At 64.9% G+C, this 18,484-nt stretch carries 13 protein-coding genes; 4 read left to right on the top strand and 9 right to left on the bottom strand.

Annotated elements, in window-relative coordinates:
* Nucleotides 1-166: 166 nt before the first annotated feature.
* The 9 genes from IGX34_RS08945 to IGX34_RS08905 form a co-directional block, all read right to left on the bottom strand.
* Nucleotides 167-1,819: a GYF domain-containing protein gene (locus tag IGX34_RS08945; protein ID WP_192555376.1), complete on the bottom strand. Its 1,653-nt coding sequence runs from the start codon at nucleotides 1,817-1,819 to the stop codon at nucleotides 167-169.
* Nucleotides 1,816-2,658 (bottom strand): RDD family protein, encoded by an 843-nt coding sequence (locus IGX34_RS08940; protein ID WP_192555375.1) that lies wholly within the window; start codon nucleotides 2,656-2,658, stop codon nucleotides 1,816-1,818. The genes IGX34_RS08945 and IGX34_RS08940 overlap by 4 nt, the downstream gene beginning before the upstream one ends.
* Before the next feature lie 266 nt (nucleotides 2,659-2,924).
* The gene (locus IGX34_RS08935; RefSeq protein WP_192555374.1) at nucleotides 2,925-3,320 is read right to left on the bottom strand and encodes a TIGR03067 domain-containing protein; all 396 of its coding nucleotides are present in this window, start codon (nucleotides 3,318-3,320) and stop codon (nucleotides 2,925-2,927) included.
* Between the two features lie 109 nt (nucleotides 3,321-3,429).
* Nucleotides 3,430-3,753: a hypothetical protein gene (locus IGX34_RS08930; protein WP_192555373.1), complete on the bottom strand. Its 324-nt coding sequence runs from the start codon at nucleotides 3,751-3,753 to the stop codon at nucleotides 3,430-3,432.
* Nucleotides 3,754-4,106: 353 nt separating this feature from the next.
* Nucleotides 4,107-5,465 (bottom strand): UDP-N-acetylmuramoyl-L-alanine--D-glutamate ligase, encoded by a 1,359-nt coding sequence (murD, locus tag IGX34_RS08925; protein ID WP_192555372.1) that lies wholly within the window; start codon nucleotides 5,463-5,465, stop codon nucleotides 4,107-4,109.
* A gap of 1 nt (nucleotide 5,466) precedes the next feature.
* Nucleotides 5,467-6,834 (bottom strand): UDP-N-acetyl-alpha-D-muramoyl-L-alanyl-L-glutamate epimerase, encoded by a 1,368-nt coding sequence (gene murL / locus IGX34_RS08920; RefSeq protein ID WP_192555371.1) that lies wholly within the window; start codon nucleotides 6,832-6,834, stop codon nucleotides 5,467-5,469.
* A 105-nt stretch (nucleotides 6,835-6,939) separates the two neighbouring features.
* Entirely contained in the window at nucleotides 6,940-7,320 is a 381-nt protein-coding gene (locus tag IGX34_RS08915) for an endonuclease domain-containing protein (protein WP_192555370.1), read from the bottom strand.
* A gap of 178 nt (nucleotides 7,321-7,498) precedes the next feature.
* Complete coding sequence (locus IGX34_RS08910) at nucleotides 7,499-10,111, bottom strand: bifunctional aspartate kinase/diaminopimelate decarboxylase (protein WP_192555369.1); 2,613 nt, start codon at nucleotides 10,109-10,111, stop codon at nucleotides 7,499-7,501.
* A 199-nt stretch (nucleotides 10,112-10,310) separates the two neighbouring features.
* Complete coding sequence (locus IGX34_RS08905) at nucleotides 10,311-11,825, bottom strand: fumarate hydratase (RefSeq protein WP_192555368.1); 1,515 nt, start codon at nucleotides 11,823-11,825, stop codon at nucleotides 10,311-10,313.
* A gap of 374 nt (nucleotides 11,826-12,199) precedes the next feature.
* Here IGX34_RS08905 and IGX34_RS08900 point away from each other — a divergent pair, with 374 nt between their 5' ends.
* From IGX34_RS08900 to IGX34_RS08885, 4 genes are all read left to right on the top strand, one after another.
* A complete protein-coding gene (locus IGX34_RS08900) occupies nucleotides 12,200-14,131 on the top strand; it encodes a S53 family peptidase (RefSeq protein WP_192555367.1) in 1,932 nt (643 codons plus the stop codon).
* Nucleotides 14,132-14,254: 123 nt separating this feature from the next.
* On the top strand, nucleotides 14,255-15,574 hold the full coding sequence (locus IGX34_RS08895) for an APC family permease (RefSeq protein ID WP_192555366.1): 1,320 nt from the start codon (nucleotides 14,255-14,257) through the stop codon (nucleotides 15,572-15,574).
* Nucleotides 15,575-15,627: 53 nt separating this feature from the next.
* Nucleotides 15,628-16,152: a (2Fe-2S)-binding protein gene (locus IGX34_RS08890; protein ID WP_192555365.1), complete on the top strand. Its 525-nt coding sequence runs from the start codon at nucleotides 15,628-15,630 to the stop codon at nucleotides 16,150-16,152.
* Nucleotides 16,149-18,404: a xanthine dehydrogenase family protein molybdopterin-binding subunit gene (locus IGX34_RS08885; protein ID WP_192555364.1), complete on the top strand. Its 2,256-nt coding sequence runs from the start codon at nucleotides 16,149-16,151 to the stop codon at nucleotides 18,402-18,404. Before IGX34_RS08890 ends, IGX34_RS08885 begins: the two co-directional genes overlap by 4 nt.
* The last annotated feature ends 80 nt before the right edge of the window (nucleotides 18,405-18,484 follow it).

Here is an 18,484-nt window from a genome sequence, read left to right as displayed (position 1 = left end):
CCTACTTCACGTAGGGGAGGGAGCAGATCACGCAAGGCTGAAGATATGACTCCCTCCCCTGCGAAGGCAGGGGAGGGTTGGGGTGGGGTTGCTGGGGCTTTAGCGCGCTGCACATGGCATCGCGTTTTATGGACATGGAAACGTAAACATCGCCCCGGCCTAACGATCAAGGCAGATAGCGACCGGCTTCGTTGTAACGCACGATCTCGGCACCGCTCGCCAACGGCATCTGCTGCACGCCCAGCAAAAAGCGATCGGCATAATCGCAATGCTGCATGCTGCTCCAACCCTTGGGATCGGCTGGATAGCCCTGCTGGTGTACCTGCGCAAGCAGTTCGCGCACGTAGCTGTTGGAATCGTCCAGGGCTTTGTGTGCGTTCATGCTGGCCGCACTCCATGGCGCCGAAACAGGCACCGCATTCACCAACACGATCGTGCGCGCAATGGTGTGTTCATTGACCCACTTGCGGTTGGCCGGATCGATGATCTTGCCGGTGGCGCGACCGGTAAGCACGTCGCAAGCCTGCGTATTGCCCTGGCTCTGCGCTTCGACCAGATCGTGCTGGCGGCTCTGCGTCCAGACCAGCACGGCCGGATCGGATACCTGCATAAAGGCCTGGCGCATGGCGGCCGTTTCCATCAAGCCATCTTCGTAGCGGAACAGCGAAACATTGTGGCTGTGCAGGGCGTTGTACAGACGGTCTTCGTAGCTATCGCGAAGGCTGGGCTCATGGACGGCAATGGCCTGGTAAAGCTGCGCGCTCAAACTGTCGCGCCCGAAGGCGGCGCCCAGTACCGCCCATTTGGCCGTGGCGGCGTCCACCGGTTTGCCGTCGGCGTCGACCACCTTGGCATCGATGCCGGCGATCAAGATATCCACGGCATCCAGCCAATACACGCTGCTGGGCGGCGTCTCGGCGCGACGCCGCAGCATCTCCGGTGTAAAGCCGGCCGCACTCAAGCTGTCGGTCGACATGGCTTCGGCCTGCTTGCTGACTTGCACGGTCAGTTCGGCCGGTGTGTCGCCGATCGTTCGGTTCGGATGCAGGCCGATCCGCGAAAACTCGGTCATCTGGCGCTGCGGCACACTTGCCCACATCAATCCACAAGCGCTGGCGCAACCGCCATCCACGCGCAGGGGCAAGCCGGCCTGCTTGATCGCCGTAGCCACCTCGAACGCTTCGTCGAGCAGGCCGCCGCCGCTGCTGATCACGATCAATTGCGCATCGCGATGTGCAGCCAGTGCGTCGGCAACATCGCGATGAAAGCGATGCCCGATCGGGCCTTTGATGCGGATAGCGTGCGCGGCCTCGTCATAGCGCACAGCTGCGTTGGCAAAACGATCCTCCACGCCGATCAGGCCCACGGCTTGCACGCTCAACGCAAGCGAGATCATTCCGCCAAACACGGTCAACATGATGCACAGGGCTGCAGGCAGCGAGGCGCGGCCGCGTCGCCGGCGGCTATGCCGCACCAACAGCAGGCTCAAGGCCATGGCGGCGGTCAGTCCGCACAGCACCGAGGTCAAGATGAATCCCTGGGTCTGCCACGCATCCGGCAAATGCGAAAGGAGCCGCCCGGGGATGCTGGCGATCGCCAGCAGCAGCAGAACGATGATCAGCGCCACCCCGACATCGAAGGCTGCATGCGAAACATCGCCGCCGGGCCAGCGGCGAGCGAGCGATTGCCACTGCTTTTCGCCGGCCAGCCACGACATGGTCCAGCGCGGCAGCTCGCCGGCCGCCACGCGCCGGCGCACTTCGGCCGGATCGAATGGCCCCTGCACGCGGCCCGCACTGCGCAAATAAAGCATGCTCATTGCAGCGCTGCTCCCACATGCCGGAGCAGATTGACCAGCGTTATCAGCAGCAACAGGCCAAGCACGAACATGGCGTTCTGGCGTTCGCCCGGCGCGCGCTGGGTGACGACCCAGTCCTGGCCGCGATCCCATTGCGTCGTACCGGTACGCATCAACACGTGATACGCAATGATGAGCGGGATAAACGCCAGGAACGGTATGCCGCAAGCCGTGCCTAGCCCGTACACGCTCAGCTCGCGCACCAGCGCCGCACGCATGCCGATGGCGCTGCCATCGCGGCGGGTGATGCGGATACCGAAGATCCATTTGCCGATGGTGGTACCCGACAAGCCGACCAGCAGGGCTTGCGCGGGAATCAACGATGCCATCACCGCCATCGACGCGAAGACGGGAAAGCCCATCAGGCCGCGGTGCGTGAAAACCGTTTCGAACATGGCTTTGTTCGCCACCGCCGCGGTGAGCAATACCGCCAGCCAGGTAATGCCGCCGAGCAGGAACATATCCAGCGAACGCGCCAGGTAGCGGCGCCATGGCGATGGACCGGTCCACTGCCAGCCATCGTCTTCGACATCCAGTTTGGGGGCATGCGCGGCGGCATCGTCCAGCGTATCCAAAGCGGTGTATCCACGCTCCGGCACAACTGGCGGGTTAGGCAATACCGGTGGCAAGGGTGGCTGCTCAAGGCCAGCCTCCGCATAGCGGATCCAATCAGGCAGGCCTTCGCGCCACACCAGCGTATCCGTATTCAGCCGGCCGGCACCGCGCAAGGCGAGCACGGATTGACGCTGGTGCGGGCCGTGCGCCGCGCCATCCAGCTCCACATACCATTCTTCCCGCATTGCCCCCTCCCTGCTGGGAGGCCTGGCTACAACCGCTGCGTATCCCCTGGGAACCCTGCCCCCCAGCGGATTCCGGTTTCGATGCTAGCGGAGCATTCGGCAAGCGTCGAGATGATCGACCTGGCACCTCCTGTTTGGCCGTGGGGAGGCGGCGAGGGCTGGTCCGCGCGTGTACGGATTCCCGCGAGCGCGAAGCAATTCGCCCTCACCCTCCCCTGCTTCGCAAGGGGGAGCGATGGCCTGCAAGCAAAACAGGCGCGCTTCGCTCAGCGCTTGCGCACAAACGTGCGCATCGTCAGCCCCGCTACCGTGCGAAATTCGATGGGGCGCGGGCGGCCCATGTCAGCGGCGATAAACACGAAGCGGTCGCCATCGAGTACATAACTGGCGGGCAAGGGCCGACCCGCGTCGGCGCCGACGGCGTCGATCCAGGTGATGGCCTTGGGGCTTAGCGTTGCATCGAGCACGAAGCGGCCCTCCAGCAGCAGCTCACCCTGCGCCGTATGCACCGCAAAATGCTGGTCGCGAATGGTGGTGATGGCACCGGGCGCGCCGTATTCATCGGGCGGATCGATCACGCCATCGGCTTCATGCGCTATTTGTTCCCACGCACCTTGCAAGGCGGCAAGGTCGTGTGCCGAAGGATCGTGCTGGTCTGGCATGAGCAACCTCGCCGAGAAACTGCCGTGATTCTAAACAGCATCGCTCCAGATGCGGCACATCGACCTCCAGGCGATGTGCCGCGATGGCGATCATGCGCTACCTGGCCACTTATCCGTCCTCGCACAGCATGAGCCGCTCGGCGTACTGGTCGAGCAGATGCAAACCGACCAGCAGGCTTGCATACACCATCGGCGAAAGCGGCCACTGCTGTGGCCGCAATGGCTGCCGTTGCGTCGACACCTCGCGAAACGCATCGCTGTCACCGAGCAGGCACGTAGTAGCCAGCTTCACTTGTTCGATGCAATCGATCACGTGACTGGCATGCGCCTGCTCGTTCGTGTCCGTCAGCTTCGGCGGAGCTCGTAGATGGGCGAACAAATAAGCGGGGAGACCCGACAAAGACGCAAGTAACGTATGATCTGGCGTAGCCATATCAACTTCCTTCAGTTGGTTTGGTCAGCGGGTCGTGAGAGTTTCTGCCTCTCACGATCCGCGCTTCTCACAGCATTGCTGCCATGGCCGTCGATGTCGCTGCACAAATGAGCATCGACGGCCTGTCGAATCTAACTAGTTAACATACGCACGTATGTAGGCGAATGCCTCGCTGTCGCTCAGCGCTGTTCTGCGGTGTCGACAGAAAGTGCTTCGGCTGCGTAGGTTGAATTGATCTGAGCACCGTGCAGCAGATGAACATCCACGTGATGCGGCACGGTTGAGTTACCGGATCAAATCCGGGATAACCCGACCTGCGACGTGGCAGCGATACTTGAGATGTGCGCGCTTGTTTACGCTATGCCCATGCCGGCGATACCGGCAATCTCGGCTTCATCAAAACCGGCCATGCCGGCAAAGCGGCGACCGCGTTCGGCGTAATCGTGGAACTGATCGAAGCTGGGCGCGCCAGGCGAAAGCAAGACGGTGCCACCTGCGGGCGTGACGATGCGTGCCATCTCGATGGCATCGGCGAGCTTGTCGACATCGCCCAGCGGCACTTCGGATTTCGCCACACGCAAAGCCGCGGCGATACGCGGGCCATTGGCGCCCTGGGTGATGATGCGCAGCGCCGTGCGCGATGCCACCGCCGCCACGAAGCCGCTCCAATCCAGGCCGCGATCGTGGCCACCGACGATGACGGTTACTTCGCGCCCGTGCAGACTTTCCAGTGCCGCCAAGGTAGCTTGCGGCGTGGTGCTGATGGAGTCGTTGACCCAGTGCAGGCCATCGCGCTCGCCCAGCGTTTGCAGGCGATGCGGCAGCGGGCGGAAGGTGGCCAATGCAGGCGCAGCGGCGATGGCGTCGTAGCCCAGTGCATCGAGTGCGGCGAGTGCGGCGCAGGCGTTGAGTGCGTTGTGCGCGCCGGGCAACGCTAGGCGCTCGAGTGCGATGACCTCGAGACTGCCGCGACGAAGAAAACCATCGGCCACATGCCAGCCCTCCGGCTGGCCGAACAGCAGGCGCTGCGCGTGCTGCGCGGTTTTTTCCAGCAAGCCTTCTTGCTGCGCGTTCACCAACAGGCGATGCGCTACGTCGGCGAGCTTGAGTTTGTCGGCCACGTAGCGTTCGCGCGTGCCGTGCCAGTCGAGATGTTCTTCATACAGGCTGGTGATCACGCCCAGTTCCAGCGGACCGGCTTCACCGGTCTGAAAACTGGATAGTTCGATCGCCCATAGCGCGGCCTGTTGGTCCAGCAATTCCAGCAGTGGCAGGCCGATATTGCCGGCCAGCGCGGTGCGCACGCCAAGCGCACGCGCAAGATGTGCGAGCAAGGCCGTGGTGGTGCTTTTGCCCTTGGTGCCGGTCACCGCGATGACTTGCGCTTGCGGGTTCTCACCGAACCACAAGGCGGTGCCGGAGGTGAAACGGGTGCCTTGCGCCTGGGCGGTGACAATGGCCGGCTTGTAGGCGGAAATGCCCGGCGACTTGATCACGATGTCGTAGGCGCTCAGCGCGACGGCATCGGGTTCGTGCGGATACACGCGCAGCGCCGCATCGAACTGCTGTGCCTCGGCTGCTTCGGCTTCGCCGCAGTACAGCGCCAGCGACAGTTCCGGCAGGCGCTTGCGCAAAGCCTGGATCGCCGCGCGCCCTTCGCGCCCGAAACCCCAGATCGCGACGCGTTGCCCGGCCAGCTCGGCAATGCGCATATCAGCCGATCGCCGCCAGCGCCGGCTGCAAGCGTGCCGGTACGCGATGCTCGCCGGCCGGCTGCAGCCAGGGTTCCAGCGCCAGCTCGGTCGCATCGAGCTGCGGCAGGATCTCGCTGCGGAAGCGTGCGACGAGGGCGTCTTCCTGCCATTCCGGCCGCTGGCTCAGCGCGTACATGGCGGCGCGCGCTTCCGCGCCTTCGCCCACGCATTCGAACGGTTTGTGGTCGTGGTATTCCAGCAGCGCGTCGAAGCCGGCGGCTTGGGTGTCGTCATCGAGCAGGTTGCGGCCGAAGATGGCGAGCAGGCGCGGTTTAGGCAGGAACGGTGCCAGCGCGAGGAATACGAAGTGGCATTTCGGGCATTGGCCGCACCAGCGATCGGCGGGCTTGGGGCCGAGAATCTTGAAATTGCGGTTGCAGCTGGAGAACACATCGAAATACGGCGTGAGGCGCGCAAAGGCACGCGTGATCGCCAGTTCCGAATACGGGCGCAGCAGCGAGCAGTAATCCAGATCGGCCGCCACATGCGTGTGCAGCCAGTCGCCCAGCAGCCGCTCGAAGGCGTAGCCCTTGCTCCACTGGTGGTTCACTTGCTGGCCTTCGTATTCCAGCGTGGCGGCGGAGGCGGAGCGTTCGTTGGCGAAGGCGATGCTGTCGTAGCCGTAGAGGATGGCAGCGAGCGCGAGAATGGCGGAGTTCACCGCGGTGACCGGGATATGCCCGTTCCAGGCACCGAGGCGGTTGAGTTCGAACAGGCCCGGGGCGAGTTCGCGCTGGATATTGAGCGTGGGCAGCCCGGTGCGCTGCGCGCAGGCGGCGATCAGCGGCGAATTGCCGACCCATACCGCGGTGGCGTCGCCGCCGGTTTGCTTGATGGCTTCCACGGCGACCAGTGAGTCTTTGCCACCGCCGATGGGGACCAAGGTGCGCTTGGGCAAAGCGAGTGCCTGGGCAAGTGCGTGCCCCTCACCCCGCAGGGGAGAGGGAGAAGAGCTGGTGCGCGGGAACACGATGCGGCCGCGCAGATCCAGGCCATTGCGATAGGCGAATTCCGCCAGGCCGTGCAGGTACAGCGCCTCCAGCAGATCGGCCGTGGCGTCGTCGAGCGGACCATCGGCGATATCGATCTTCGGCGGAATGCCGGCTTTGTAATAGCTGACGCCGGCAAACAGATGCAGCAGTTTCAACGCGGCGTCGAAGGCCTGCTTGCGCTCGGGCGGCAAATGCGGCGGCGCGGGAAAACTGACCCGCTCGATCAATTCCTCGCCCTGGTCGAAGGCATACACCAGCTCGGCCACGCCGTTGGCGTAGCTGCAGCGTACGAAGCGGAAGACCTGGGTGAGGCGGGGTTGGATCGGGTTGGTCACGCTTAAAAACTCCGGCTTTATTGCAGTTACTTCGCGAGGGTGGCCCCTCACCCCAGCCCTCTCCCCGGAGGGGAGAGGGGGAAGAGCGGCGCCCTCGCACGGGCTCTACTCCCTCTCCCCTCCGGGGAGAGGGCTGGGGTGAGGGGCCGCTCTAGCCACAGCCTCCAAAATCACCGCAAGCACCGTCTCGGTATTCGTCAATGCATCATTGTTCCAGAAACGCAGCACACGGTAACCCAATGCTTCGAGCCTGCGCGTGCGACGGGCATCCTCCGCCATCATTTCGGCATGCTGGCCGCCGTCCAGCTCCACAATCAGAGCTGCTTCAACACACACAAAATCGACGATGTAGCGATCGATCTCGTGCTGGCGGCGAAATTTGCTTCCCATCAGGTGGCGATTGCGCAAATAACGCCATAGCCGCAACTCGGTGTCGGTCATTGCCCGGCGCAATCCACGCGCCCGATCCACATGCATGCGTTTCATCCTGACGCATCCTTCCATGCTTGCCGTAGACAGCTCCCTCTCTCCTCCGGAGAAAGGGTTGGGGCGAGCAGCCAACCTTGCGAAAATCACCAGCCAAGCCCGCCCCGATCTTCATTCAACGCGAGCTTGCCCCTCACCCTGCCCTCTCCCCCTAGGGGAGAGGGAAAAGCATGCGGGATCACTCGATGATGATCTCTTGCGCCTCATCCCGCAGATTGTACGGCGAGGACATCACCTTGCCGTAGGCGCCGGCCTGGGCGATCAGCATCACATCACCCTCCTGCGCCTCCGGCAGGCGGCGGTCGGAGCCGATGACGTCGCCGCTTTCGCAGATCGGGCCCACCACCTGGTACAACGCGGTGGCCGGCTCGTCCAGGCGCGAGAGGTTCACGATCTCGTGCCAGGCGTCGTACAGCGCGGGGCGGATCAGGCTGTTCATGCCAGTGTCCACGCCCAGGTAGCGCCAGGAGCCCTTGCCCTTCTGCTGGGTGACGCGGGTGAGCAGCACGCCCGCATCCGCTACCAGGTAGCGGCCGGGCTCCATCCACAGCTGGTAATGCGGATACGCGGATTTCACCTTGCGCAGCACTTCTTCCAGCGCGGCGATATCCAGCCGCGCTTCGCCCGGATGCGAAGGCACCCCGAGGCCGCCGCCGATATCGAGGAAGGCCACGCTGCCGATGCGCTCGGCCAGGCTGGCGAGCTGGTTGTAGACCTCGCCCCAGTGTTTGTCGTCGAGGATGCCCGAGCCCAGGTGCGCATGCAGGCCGCGCACGGTGACATGGTGGGCGTCGGCCAGGCGCAGGAAGGTATCGAGCTGATCCACCGGCAGGCCGAACTTGCTGCCGCTGCCGCCGGTGCGCACTTTTTCGTGATGGCCCAGGCCGCGGCCCAGGTCCACGCGCAATACGATCTCGCGACCACGGAACACGTCGCCCCAATGCTCCAGCGGATAGAGCGAATCGAGCGAGACGGTGGCGCGCGTACCCAACGCCCAGGCGTAGTCCTCGCGCGGCGCGAAGTTGGGCGTGAACAGCAGCGGTGCCGATTCGGGCACTACCGCCATCACTGCTTTCAATTCGCCGGGCGAGACGCATTCGAAGCCGAAACCTTCTTCGGCCAGCGCGCGCAGGATCGCCGGATGCGTATTCGCCTTGACCGCGTAATGCAGGCGATCCACCGCACTCAGCGTTTTCAGCTCGCGCGCCTGTTTGCGCACCGTCGGCAGATGGTAGACGTAGCGCGGCGTGGCTTCGGCGCCAAGTGTGAGCAGTTGGGCGCGACGCTCCGAACGCCACCACGCATCGTCGGCGGCGACGGTTTCGCCGCTACCGTACAGGGTCTGCCAGCTGGGGCCGAACAATGCGCTGTCGTCGGTGCGCAGGGCGCCGGCGGCAATCAGCATCTCGTGCAGACGCGGCACCAGTTCGTCGACCACGCTCTCGTCCACCACGAAGGTGAGGTTGAGGTTGTTCGACGATTGCGAAATCAGGTGCACGCGCAACTGCCCGAATTCGGCCAGCACGCCGGACAGGGTATGCAGCATCGAGCGCATGCCGCGGCCAACCAGGGTGATCGCCGCGCAGGGCGCGATCACTTTCACCCGGCACACCTTGGACAGGTCGCTGGCCAACGCCGCCACGGCATCGGAATCGAGCAGGTTTTCGGTGGGATCGAGCGATACGGTGACATTGGTTTCGGCCGAACCGATCAGGTCCACCGATAACCCGTGCTGCTTGAAATGCGCGAACACGTCGGCAAGAAAGCCGACCTGCTGCCACATGCCGACCGATTCCATCGACACCAGGGTCAGGCCTTTGCGCGCGCTGATCGCCTTGACGCTGGGGGCGTGTTCGCGCACTTCGGGGCCGATCACCGTGCCTTCGAGTTCGGGCCGGTTGGTGTCCTTGATCAGCATCGGCACGCGCGGCTCGCGCAGTGGCGAGAGACAGCGCGGATGCAGCACCTTGGCACCGGTGGAGGCGATTTCCTGCGCTTCTTCGTAATCCAGTTTCTGCAGCAGGCGCGCACCGGAGACCTGGCGCGGATTGGCGGTGAACATGCCGGCCACGTCGGTCCAGATTTCCACCCGCTGCGCTTTCAGCAGCGCACCGAAATACGAGGCCGAGGTATCCGAACCGCCGCGGCCGAGCAGCACCGTGCGGCCCTGCGCTTCGCGCGCGATAAAGCCCTGCGTGATGAACACCTCGCCCAGCTGCGCCAGGCGCGTGTTCAAGGCCGGATCGGGCTTGGCCTCGACCATGGCCGACAGCAGCTTGGTGCGCTCGTTCTGGTTGGGCAGTGCGATGGCGGCCAGGCAGTCGCGCGCGTCCAGCCATTGCGTGGGCAGGCCGCTGTGGCTCAGGAACGCCGCGCCGAGCGCGCTGGACATCAGCTCGCCATGCGCCTGCACCAGGGCCGACCACGCCAGCTCGCCCAGCACCGCCGGCCCTTGCTCGGCCAGTTTGGCCAGTTCGCTCAGGCGTGCGCCGAGTGCGTCCGGAACCGCCAGCTGCATGTGATCGAGCAGGTCGTAGTGACGTTGCGCGATCGCCTTGGCAGCCTCGATGCGTTTGCCCTGGTCGTCCTGCGCGCACATTTGTTTGAGTGCGTCGGTGATGCCGGTGAGCGCGGACACGACCACCAGCACGCGGGCGCCTTCGGCGCGGCGGCTGGCAACGAGCTCACGGATGTTCTGCCAGCGCGGCAGGGTGGCGACACTGGTGCCGCCGAACTTCATCACGATCCAGGGTGCGCCGGTGTTGAGCGGCGCGGAGGCATGGGAGGTCACGGTTTCTCTGTCAGGGTTGCGGGGAAAACAATCCTGCCAGTGTTGCGCTGCATCAGCCGGAATGCAACCGGCGATGAGGCATATGGATGGCTAAATGCGGCCAAGCCTCGGTAGGTTGGGTTAGCGCAGCGTAACCCAACGATGCTCAACTCCGATGGAAATCCGTTGGGTTACGCTGCGCTAACCCAACCTACGTCCCTCATTCCACCAAGACTGGGATTTTGCCGATCTTCGCCTGCCACTCGCGCGGGCCGGTCTTGTGGACCGAGGTGCCGGCCGAATCCACGGCCACGGTCACCGGCATGTCCTGCACTTCGAATTCGTAGATGGCTTCCATGCCCAGGTCGGCAAAGCCGACCACACGCGAAGCCTTGATCGCCTTGGAGACCAGGTAGGCCGCACCGCCCACCGCCATCAGGTACACCGACTGGTGCTGCTTGATCGCCTCGATCGCCGCCGGGCCGCGCTCGGCCTTGCCGACCATGCCGAGCAGGCCGGTTTGCGCCAGCACCTGTTCGGTGAATTTATCCATGCGCGTGGCGGTGGTGGGACCGGCGGGGCCGACCACTTCGTCGCGTACCGGATCGACCGGGCCGACGTAGTAGATGAAGCGGCCGTGGAAATCCACCGGCAGCTTTTCGCCCTTGTTGAGCATGTCGACCATGCGCTTGTGCGCAGCATCGCGACCGGTGAGCAGCTTGCCGTTGAGCAGCAGCACTTCGCCGGGTTTCCAGCTGGCCACTTCTTCGCGCGTGACCGTATCCAGGTTCACGCGGCGACCCTTGGAGGCGTCGTAGGTGAGCTTGGGCCAGTCTTCCAGCGAGGGCGGATCGAGCGCGACCGGGCCGGAGCCGTCCAGGGTGAAATGCGCGTGGCGGGTGGCGGCGCAGTTGGGAATCATCGCCACCGGCAGGTTGGCGGCGTGGGTGGGGTAATCCTTGACCTTGATGTCGAGCACGGTGGTGAGACCGCCCAGGCCCTGCGCGCCGATGCCCAGTGCGTTGACCTTTTCGTACAGTTCCAGGCGCAGCTCTTCGGCGCGGTTGCTGGGGCCGCGGGCGATCAGGTCCTGGATGTCGATCGGTTCCATCAGCGCTTCTTTGGCCAGCAGCATGGCTTTTTCGGCGGTACCGCCGATGCCGATGCCGAGCATGCCCGGCGGGCACCAGCCGGCGCCCATGGTCGGCACGGTCTTGAGCACCCAGTCGACGATGGAATCGGACGGATTGAGCATCACGAACTTGGACTTGGCTTCGGAGCCGCCGCCCTTGGCGGCCACGATCACATCGACGGTATCGCCCGGCACGATCGACACATTGATCACCGCCGGGGTGTTGTCCTTGGTGTTGCTGCGCTTGCCGGCCGGATCGGCCAGCACGCTGGCGCGCAGCTTGTTGTCCGGATCGTTGTAGGCGCGGCGCACGCCCTCGTTGACCATGTCTTCCAGCGACAGGCTGGCGTCCCAGCGCACGTTCATGCCCACCTTCAGAAACACGGTGACGATGCCGGTGTCCTGGCACAGCGGGCGGTGGCCTTCGGCGGCCATGCGCGAGTTGATCAGGATCTGCGCCATCGCATCCTTGGCCGCGGGCGATTCCTCGCGCTCGTAGGCCTTGGCCAGATTGGTGATGTAGTCGACCGGGTGGTAGTAGCTGATGTACTGGAGCGCATCGGCAACGGACTGGATCAGATCGTCTTGCTTGATGGTGGTCATGGCGGCGGCTTCGACGTGAGGGAAAACACCCCGGCGGGCCTTGCACTCGCGGGGCACAACCGCCGTATTGTGCCCCAATCGGGCGCCCAGACCCATCTCGGGCTCTGCCCCGGCGATATCCGGCAAAGAACCGGAGGTCATCGCGATATGCAGATTCGCTCATGCCTGCGTGCATTCCGGACACTTCCACCCCGGCGCGGAACCGCATAGGCTCAACGGGCGGCGCGCTCAGTCGTCAGGGGAGGCGGCGGCGTCGCGGGGAATGAACAGAACCAACGAATGCCCAACGGTTGCGCCGGCTGGGCCGGGGTTGTGCGTCTTTTTACCCGGGCCGTGCAGGCGTATGGATCGTTGCGCCCAACAGGAGAAACACCATGTTCGCGAAGTTGCAACGCAAGTCGCTGCCGCTGTCCCTGGGCCTGCTGCTGGCCGGTCTGAGTACCGGAGCCATCGCCGCCAATGCCTCCCCCGCCATCGATGCCGGCGCCGCGCCGGCCGCCCAGAACGTGCAAGTCACGCTGGTGCTGAAGCTGCGCAATCAAACCGCACTGGAGGATTACATCCGCCAGACGGTGACGCCGGGCAGCGCGCACTATCAGCAGTTCCTCACCACCAGCCAGTTTGCGCAGCAGTTCGGACCCAGCAGCAGTGACCTTGCGCGCGTGCAGGCCTACCTGCAGAAGCAGGGCCTGAGCAGCGACGTGCTGCCCAGCCACCTGGTGGTGCGTGCCAGCGGTACCACGGCGCAGATCAATGCGCTGTTCAGCACCTCGATCCACAACTATGTCTCGCGCCAGGACGGACGTCATTTCCACAAGCCGGCCGGCGCGGTGCAGATTCCGTCGGCGATTGCCGATGTGGTGGATGTGGCCAGCGGCCTGAGCAACGAGCTGCACTATCGCCCGCATCATGTGGCTTCGCCGCAGTTTGCCGCGCTCAATGCGCAGCATCCGCAGATCAGCGCACTGAACAGCTCCGGTTCGGGCGGTTCCGGCGGCAATTCGACCGCGTCGGGCCTGCCGGGCCAGTACACCGTGGGCGATGTGGCCAACTTCTACGACATCAATCCGCTGTACCAGCGTGGCGTGGTGGGTCGCGGCTCGACCGTAGCCATCGTGACCCTGTCCAACTTCTATCCGGCCGATGCGACCGCCTACTGGTCGCATATCCACCTGACGACCAAGCCGAACCGCATCACCCAGGTGCATGTGGACGGCGGCGGCGCGATCGATGGCGGCAGCGGCGAAACCTCGATCGACGTGGAGCAGTCCGGCGGCGTTGCGCCGTATGCCGACATCCTGGTCTACGACGCACCGAATGCCGGCAACGGTTATGTCGATGCGTTCGCCCAGGCCGTGTCGGACAACATCGCCGACAGCATTTCCACCAGCTGGGGCCTGCCGGAAATCTTCAGCTTCGCCGCACTGAATGTGGACGGCGCCAGCAATACCGACACCAGCGATGCCGGCGATCTGCGCGCGTTCCATTCGATCTTCCTGGAAGCGGCGGTGCAGGGACAGTCGCTGTTCGCAGCGGCGGGCGACTCCGGTGCGTATGACACGGTGCGCGACCTCGGCGCCGGCACGGCGGTGGGCGATTACACCGCGCCGCTGTCGGTGGATTCACCCGCATCCGATCCGTACATCACGGCGGCGGGCGGCACCACCACGCCGTACAAATACGCCTTCGGCACCGGTCCGACCGAAGCGATCAAGCAGGAAAGCGTCTGGGGCTGGGATTACATCCAGAACTATTTCGATACCTATATCGGCCAGGGCGTGGTTAACCTGTTCTCCTCCGGCGGTGGCGGCGGCGTGAGCGTGTACTGGCATACGCCGTTCTACCAGGCGTTCACCGACGGCGTGCGCCGCAGCGAAACGAAGCAGTCGCTGGTCTATAACGATCCCAGCGCCGGCCCGACCACGCTGCTGAAACTGCCCGGCCATTTTGCCGGCCGCAACGTGCCGGATATTTCGCTGAATGCCGATCCGGAGACGGGCTACATCTACATCTCCACCGCGGATGGCGGCCTCAATAGCGGCGAAGGCGGCACTAGCTTCGTAGCACCGCAGCTCAACGGCATCACCGCCCTGCTGCGCCAGAGCACCGGCCATCGCATCGGCTTGTGGAATCCGCAGGTGTACGCGATCCAGAACATCTTCGGCTACGGACGCTACACCCCGTTCAACAGCGTGCGCGCCGGCGACAACTGGTTCTACGACGGCCAGCCGCGCTACAACCCGGGTGCCGGCATCGGTACGCTGGATGTGGCGAATCTGGATGTGTTCCTGCGCAGCGGGTTCTAAGCCAGCGATTGTTGTGAAAACGGCCCGCGTGCAAGCACGCGGGCCGTTTTTTTGTGCTTCGCACCCTTGCCCTGGCCCCGCCCGATTGCCATGCTGCGGGTCTTTCGCCAGCAAGGAATATCCATGACGTCACCGGAACCCGGCTACCAGCGCAGCCTGCGGCTGCGGGATGCCGCGCTGGTCGTGGTCGGCGGCATTATCGGCGGCGGCATTTTTCTCAATCCCGGCATTGCCGCGCAGCGCACCGAATCGGGGCTGAGCCTGTTGTTGATGTGGGTGGGCGCGGGCGTGCTCACCCTGATTGGCGCACTGTGCTACGCGGAGCTCGGCGCACGTCGCCCGCATGCCGGCGGCAGCTATGTGTACTTGCGCGAAGCGTTCGGGTCGCTGGCCGGCTTTCTGTTCGGCTGGACCATGCTGCTGGTGATCTACTCCGGCTCCAGCGCGGCAGTGGCCACCATCTTCGCCAGCTACACCGCCTCGGTGTTCGGGCTGCCGCCGGGCATGGCCACGCCGCTTGCTGCCGGCGCGCTGGTACTGGTGGCCGGCATCAATCTGTTCGGGCTGAAGTTCGGCGTGCAGATGCAGAACCTGTTCACGCTGCTGAAATTGATCGCAGTGGCGGTGCTGGTGGTGTGCGGATTGTTCCTGGCCGGCGCGGGCAAGACCGCGGCACTGGCGGCGGATCCGGCGCGCAGCGGCGTGGGCTTTATGAGTGCATCGCTGCCGGTGCTGTTCGCCTATTCGGGTTTCACCTATCTCAACAATCTCGCCGGTGAAGTGCGCGAGCCGCAACGCACCCTGCCCCGCGCGCTGCTGCTGGGCATGCTCGGCGTGATCGTGGCGTATGCGCTGGTGAACGTGGCCTACCTCGCCGTGCTCGGCCACGACGGCCTGGCGCTCAGCCACACGCCCGCGGCGGACGTGATGGGCAAGGTGTTCGGTTCGGCCGGCGCCAAGCTGATCGCGGTGGGCATCGCCATCTCCACCTTCGGCTTCTGCAACATCACCCTGGTGGCCGGCGCGCGCGTGCTGCAGGTGATGGGGTCGGACGGCCTGTTCTTCGCCAGCGTGGGGCGCCTGCATCCGCGTCATCACACCCCCAACATCGCCCTGCTGCTATTGGTGGGCTGGTCGATCGTGCTGGTGCTGTCGGGCAGCTACGGTCAATTGCTGGATTACGCCACCTTCGGCGACTGGCTGGCCTGCGCGGTGGGCGTGAGCACGCTGTTCTGGTACCGCAGCCGCCAGCGCGGCGAGGTGTCGTTCCGCGTGCCCGGCTATCCGTTGCTGCCGCTGATCTTCATCGCCACCATCGCGCTGGTGGTGGTGCAGAGCCTGCGTGCAAGCCTGGTCAATACGGGGATCGGGCTGGCGATCATGGCGGCCGGCGTTCCGGTGTACTGGGTGTGGCGCCGCCTATTCAGGCCGGCGAGCCCCTAATTTCCTGCGGCAATGCCACAATGTGGTGCTAGTTATTCAGGAGAACCCATCCGATGGCGCAAGACCACGCCGCACCGGCGCAGATCACCCCGGTTGCGGTCCGCTCCGGAATCGACCTGCAGATCAACGGCGAGAGCTACCGACACACCGGCGACCCGCAGATGCCGCTGCTGTGGTATCTGCGCGACGTGCTGCAACTGGACGGCACCAAGTACGCCGGCGAGCATGGTGAGGGCGGCGCCGATCTGGTGCTGGTGAACGGCAAGGCCAGCTCGGCCATCGGCGTGCCGATGAGCAAGCTGAGCGGCAAGAAGGTGGTGACGGTGGAAGGCCTGGCCGACGCCAAGGGCGCGCTGCATCCGCTGCAGCAGGCCTTTATCGACGAGGATGCGATCGGCTGCGGCTACTGCACGCCGGGCTGGCTGATCGCCTCGATGGATCTGCTCAATCGCCACAAGGATCCTTCCGACGGCGATATCAATACCCTGCCCAACCTCTGCCGCTGCGGCTGCCAGACGCGCGTGCGCGCGGCGATCAAGCGCGCGGCCGCCGCCATGAAGCAAGGAGCCAAGGCATGAGCGGCCAGACGCAGCTGTCCCGCCGCCGCTTTCTGCAGGTGCTGGCCGGCACCGCAGGTGCCTTGATCGTAGGCATCCGCAGCGCGCACGCCGCCACGACCCCGCAGGTGCCGGCGGACATGCTGGGCGACAATCTCAGCGACCTCGGCCTGTACGTGCGTATCGACCAGAACGGCGATGTGCTGATCGGCGCGCGCGATCCGGATACCGGCACCGGCGTCAACACCGCCTTGCCGCGCATCATCGCCGACGAACTGGACGCCGACTGGCAGCGCGTGCGCGTACTGCCGCTGGGCCTGGGCGTGGACAACAGCAACGGCCATCTGCACTGGCTCTACGGCCAGCAGGTGGGCGGCACCGGCAATTCGATTCCGCGCGCATGGCGCGATCTGCGCGTGGCTGGCGCGCTGGCCCGCTGGCTGCTGGTGCAGGCGGCCGCGCAGCAGCTGAATCTGCCGGCCGAACGCCTGCGCACCGAAAAAGGCGTGGTGATTGCGCCGAACGGCCATCGTATCGGCTACGGCCAGCTGGCCGCCGCCGCCGCGAAGATCACCCCGCCGACTACGCCGATTCCGCTCAAGACGCCCGATCATTTCAGCCTGATCGGCCAGCCTGCCGGCGACGTCGACGCACGCGGCATCGTCACCGGCCAGACGCCCTACTCGCTCGACCAGTCTTTCGCCGATGCCGTGGTTGCCGTGCTCGCGCACAGCCCGTGGCCCGACGGCCAACTCGATGATCTGGACAAGGCGCCCGCACTGGCGATCAAGGGCGTGATCGACGTGATCGAACTCAAGCCCGATCCGAAGCTGCAGCCGGGGCAGACGGTGATCGCACCGGCCGTGGCGGTGATCGCCGAAAACACCTGGGCAGCCCTGCAGGGGCGCCGTGCGCTCAAGCTGGACTGGAAAGCCGGCGCCAGCGGCAGCGAAAGCACCGCCGCACTGGAACAACAGGCCACCAACCTGCTCAACAGCGACAGCGCGCCCACCACGCGTGTCCGCGACGATGGCGATGTGGACAAGGCCGGCCACAAGGCGGCGCGCCGGGTCGAGGCGATGTATTACCAGCCCTGGCTGGCGCACGCCGCGAGCGAGCCGATGAACTGCCTGGTGCGGCTGGATAAAACCAGCGCCATTCTGTTCGTGCCCACGCAATCGCCGGTGCAGGCCTGGACCATCGTGCAGCGTCTTACCGGCCTGCCCGCAGACCAGATCGACATACGCGTATCGCGCGTGGGCGGCGGCTACGGCCGGCGCCTCGATCACGACTACGTCGCCGAAGCGGTATTGCTGGCGCAGGCGGTAAACAAGCCGCTGCGGCTGTTCTGGCCGCGCGACGAAGACATGACGCACGATTACTACCGCTCCGGCACCGTGCACAAATTCAGCGCGATCGTCGATGCCAAGCGCCACATCATTGCGTGGAACCAGCGCCTGGCGAGTGCCTCGGCACTCAGCGGCCGCGGCACGCCCAGCGATCATCTGTGGACGTCCGAAGTGGGCGTCAATCAGTTGCCCGCCGGCTTCGTGCCCAATTACCGCAGCGACTGGTTCAGCCTGGCCTCGTCGCTGCCGCGCGGCCCGCACCGCGGCATGCCGGAAACCACCAATGCGTTTGCCGTCGAAAGCTTCATCGACGAAATTGCGCATGCGCTTAAAGAAGATCCGCTCGACACCCATCTGCGCCTGATCGGCGACCCGCGGCTGGTGCCGCTGCAAGGCGGCGGCGCCATCGACACCGCACGCCTGGCCAATGTGCTGAAGCTGGTCGCCGACCGCATCAACTGGAAAGACTGGCTGCACTCGATCAACGGCCTGGGCCTTGCCTGCTGGTATATGGATGGCGCGTATGTCGCGCATGCGGTCGAGGTATCGCTGCAAGGCAACCAGCTCACCATCGATCGCGTGGTGTGCGCGGTGGACGTGGGCCGCGTGATCAATCCGCAAGGATTGGAAGGCCAGGTCGCCGGCGCGACGCTGGATGCGCTGTCCACCGCGCTCAACCTGGCCATCACCAGCAAGGACGGCAAGGTGGAACAAAGCAGCTGGAAGGATTACCCGCTGGCCAGCATGGCGCAGCTGCCCAATAAGGTGGAAGTGATTACCGTGCCGGGCGAAGGCGATCCTACCGGTGCAAGCTTTATCGCCATGCCCAGCGCCGTGCCGGCCTTGGCCAACGCGGTGTTTCGCGTCAGCGCGGTACGCGTGCGGCGCTTGCCGCTGATGAAGGAATTGCTGCGGATGCTGTGAGTCGGTCACCGCATTTCATTGTGTTATCGCTGTCCCTCGTCATTCCCGCATCAGCGGGAATGACGAGGGACAGATGGCTA

The organism is Dyella acidiphila, assembly GCF_014863405.1.
Taxonomy (GTDB): Bacteria; Pseudomonadota; Gammaproteobacteria; order Xanthomonadales; family Rhodanobacteraceae; genus Dyella_B; species Dyella_B acidiphila.
This window is presented reverse-complemented; position numbering and strand designations above follow the sequence as displayed.

Bases quoted from the DNA above. Each gene is read 5' to 3' on its own strand.
- IGX34_RS08900 (WP_192555367.1), top strand. From the start codon at position 12,200: ATGTTCGCGAAGTTGCAACGCAAGTCGCTGCCGCTGTCCCTGGGCCTG.
- IGX34_RS08885 (WP_192555364.1), top strand. From the start codon at position 16,149: ATGAGCGGCCAGACGCAGCTGTCCCGCCGCCGCTTTCTGCAGGTGCTG.
- IGX34_RS08935 (WP_192555374.1), bottom strand. From the start codon at position 3,320: ATGCCAGACCAGCACGATCCTTCGGCACACGACCTTGCCGCCTTGCAA.
- IGX34_RS08940 (WP_192555375.1), bottom strand. From the start codon at position 2,658: ATGCGGGAAGAATGGTATGTGGAGCTGGATGGCGCGGCGCACGGCCCG.
- IGX34_RS08915 (WP_192555370.1), bottom strand. From the start codon at position 7,320: ATGAAACGCATGCATGTGGATCGGGCGCGTGGATTGCGCCGGGCAATG.
- IGX34_RS08890 (WP_192555365.1), top strand. From the start codon at position 15,628: ATGGCGCAAGACCACGCCGCACCGGCGCAGATCACCCCGGTTGCGGTC.
- IGX34_RS08905 (WP_192555368.1), bottom strand. From the start codon at position 11,825: ATGACCACCATCAAGCAAGACGATCTGATCCAGTCCGTTGCCGATGCG.
- IGX34_RS08895 (WP_192555366.1), top strand. From the start codon at position 14,255: ATGACGTCACCGGAACCCGGCTACCAGCGCAGCCTGCGGCTGCGGGAT.
- IGX34_RS08945 (WP_192555376.1), bottom strand. From the start codon at position 1,819: ATGAGCATGCTTTATTTGCGCAGTGCGGGCCGCGTGCAGGGGCCATTC.
- murD (WP_192555372.1), bottom strand. From the start codon at position 5,465: ATGCGCATTGCCGAGCTGGCCGGGCAACGCGTCGCGATCTGGGGTTTC.
- IGX34_RS08930 (WP_192555373.1), bottom strand. From the start codon at position 3,753: ATGGCTACGCCAGATCATACGTTACTTGCGTCTTTGTCGGGTCTCCCC.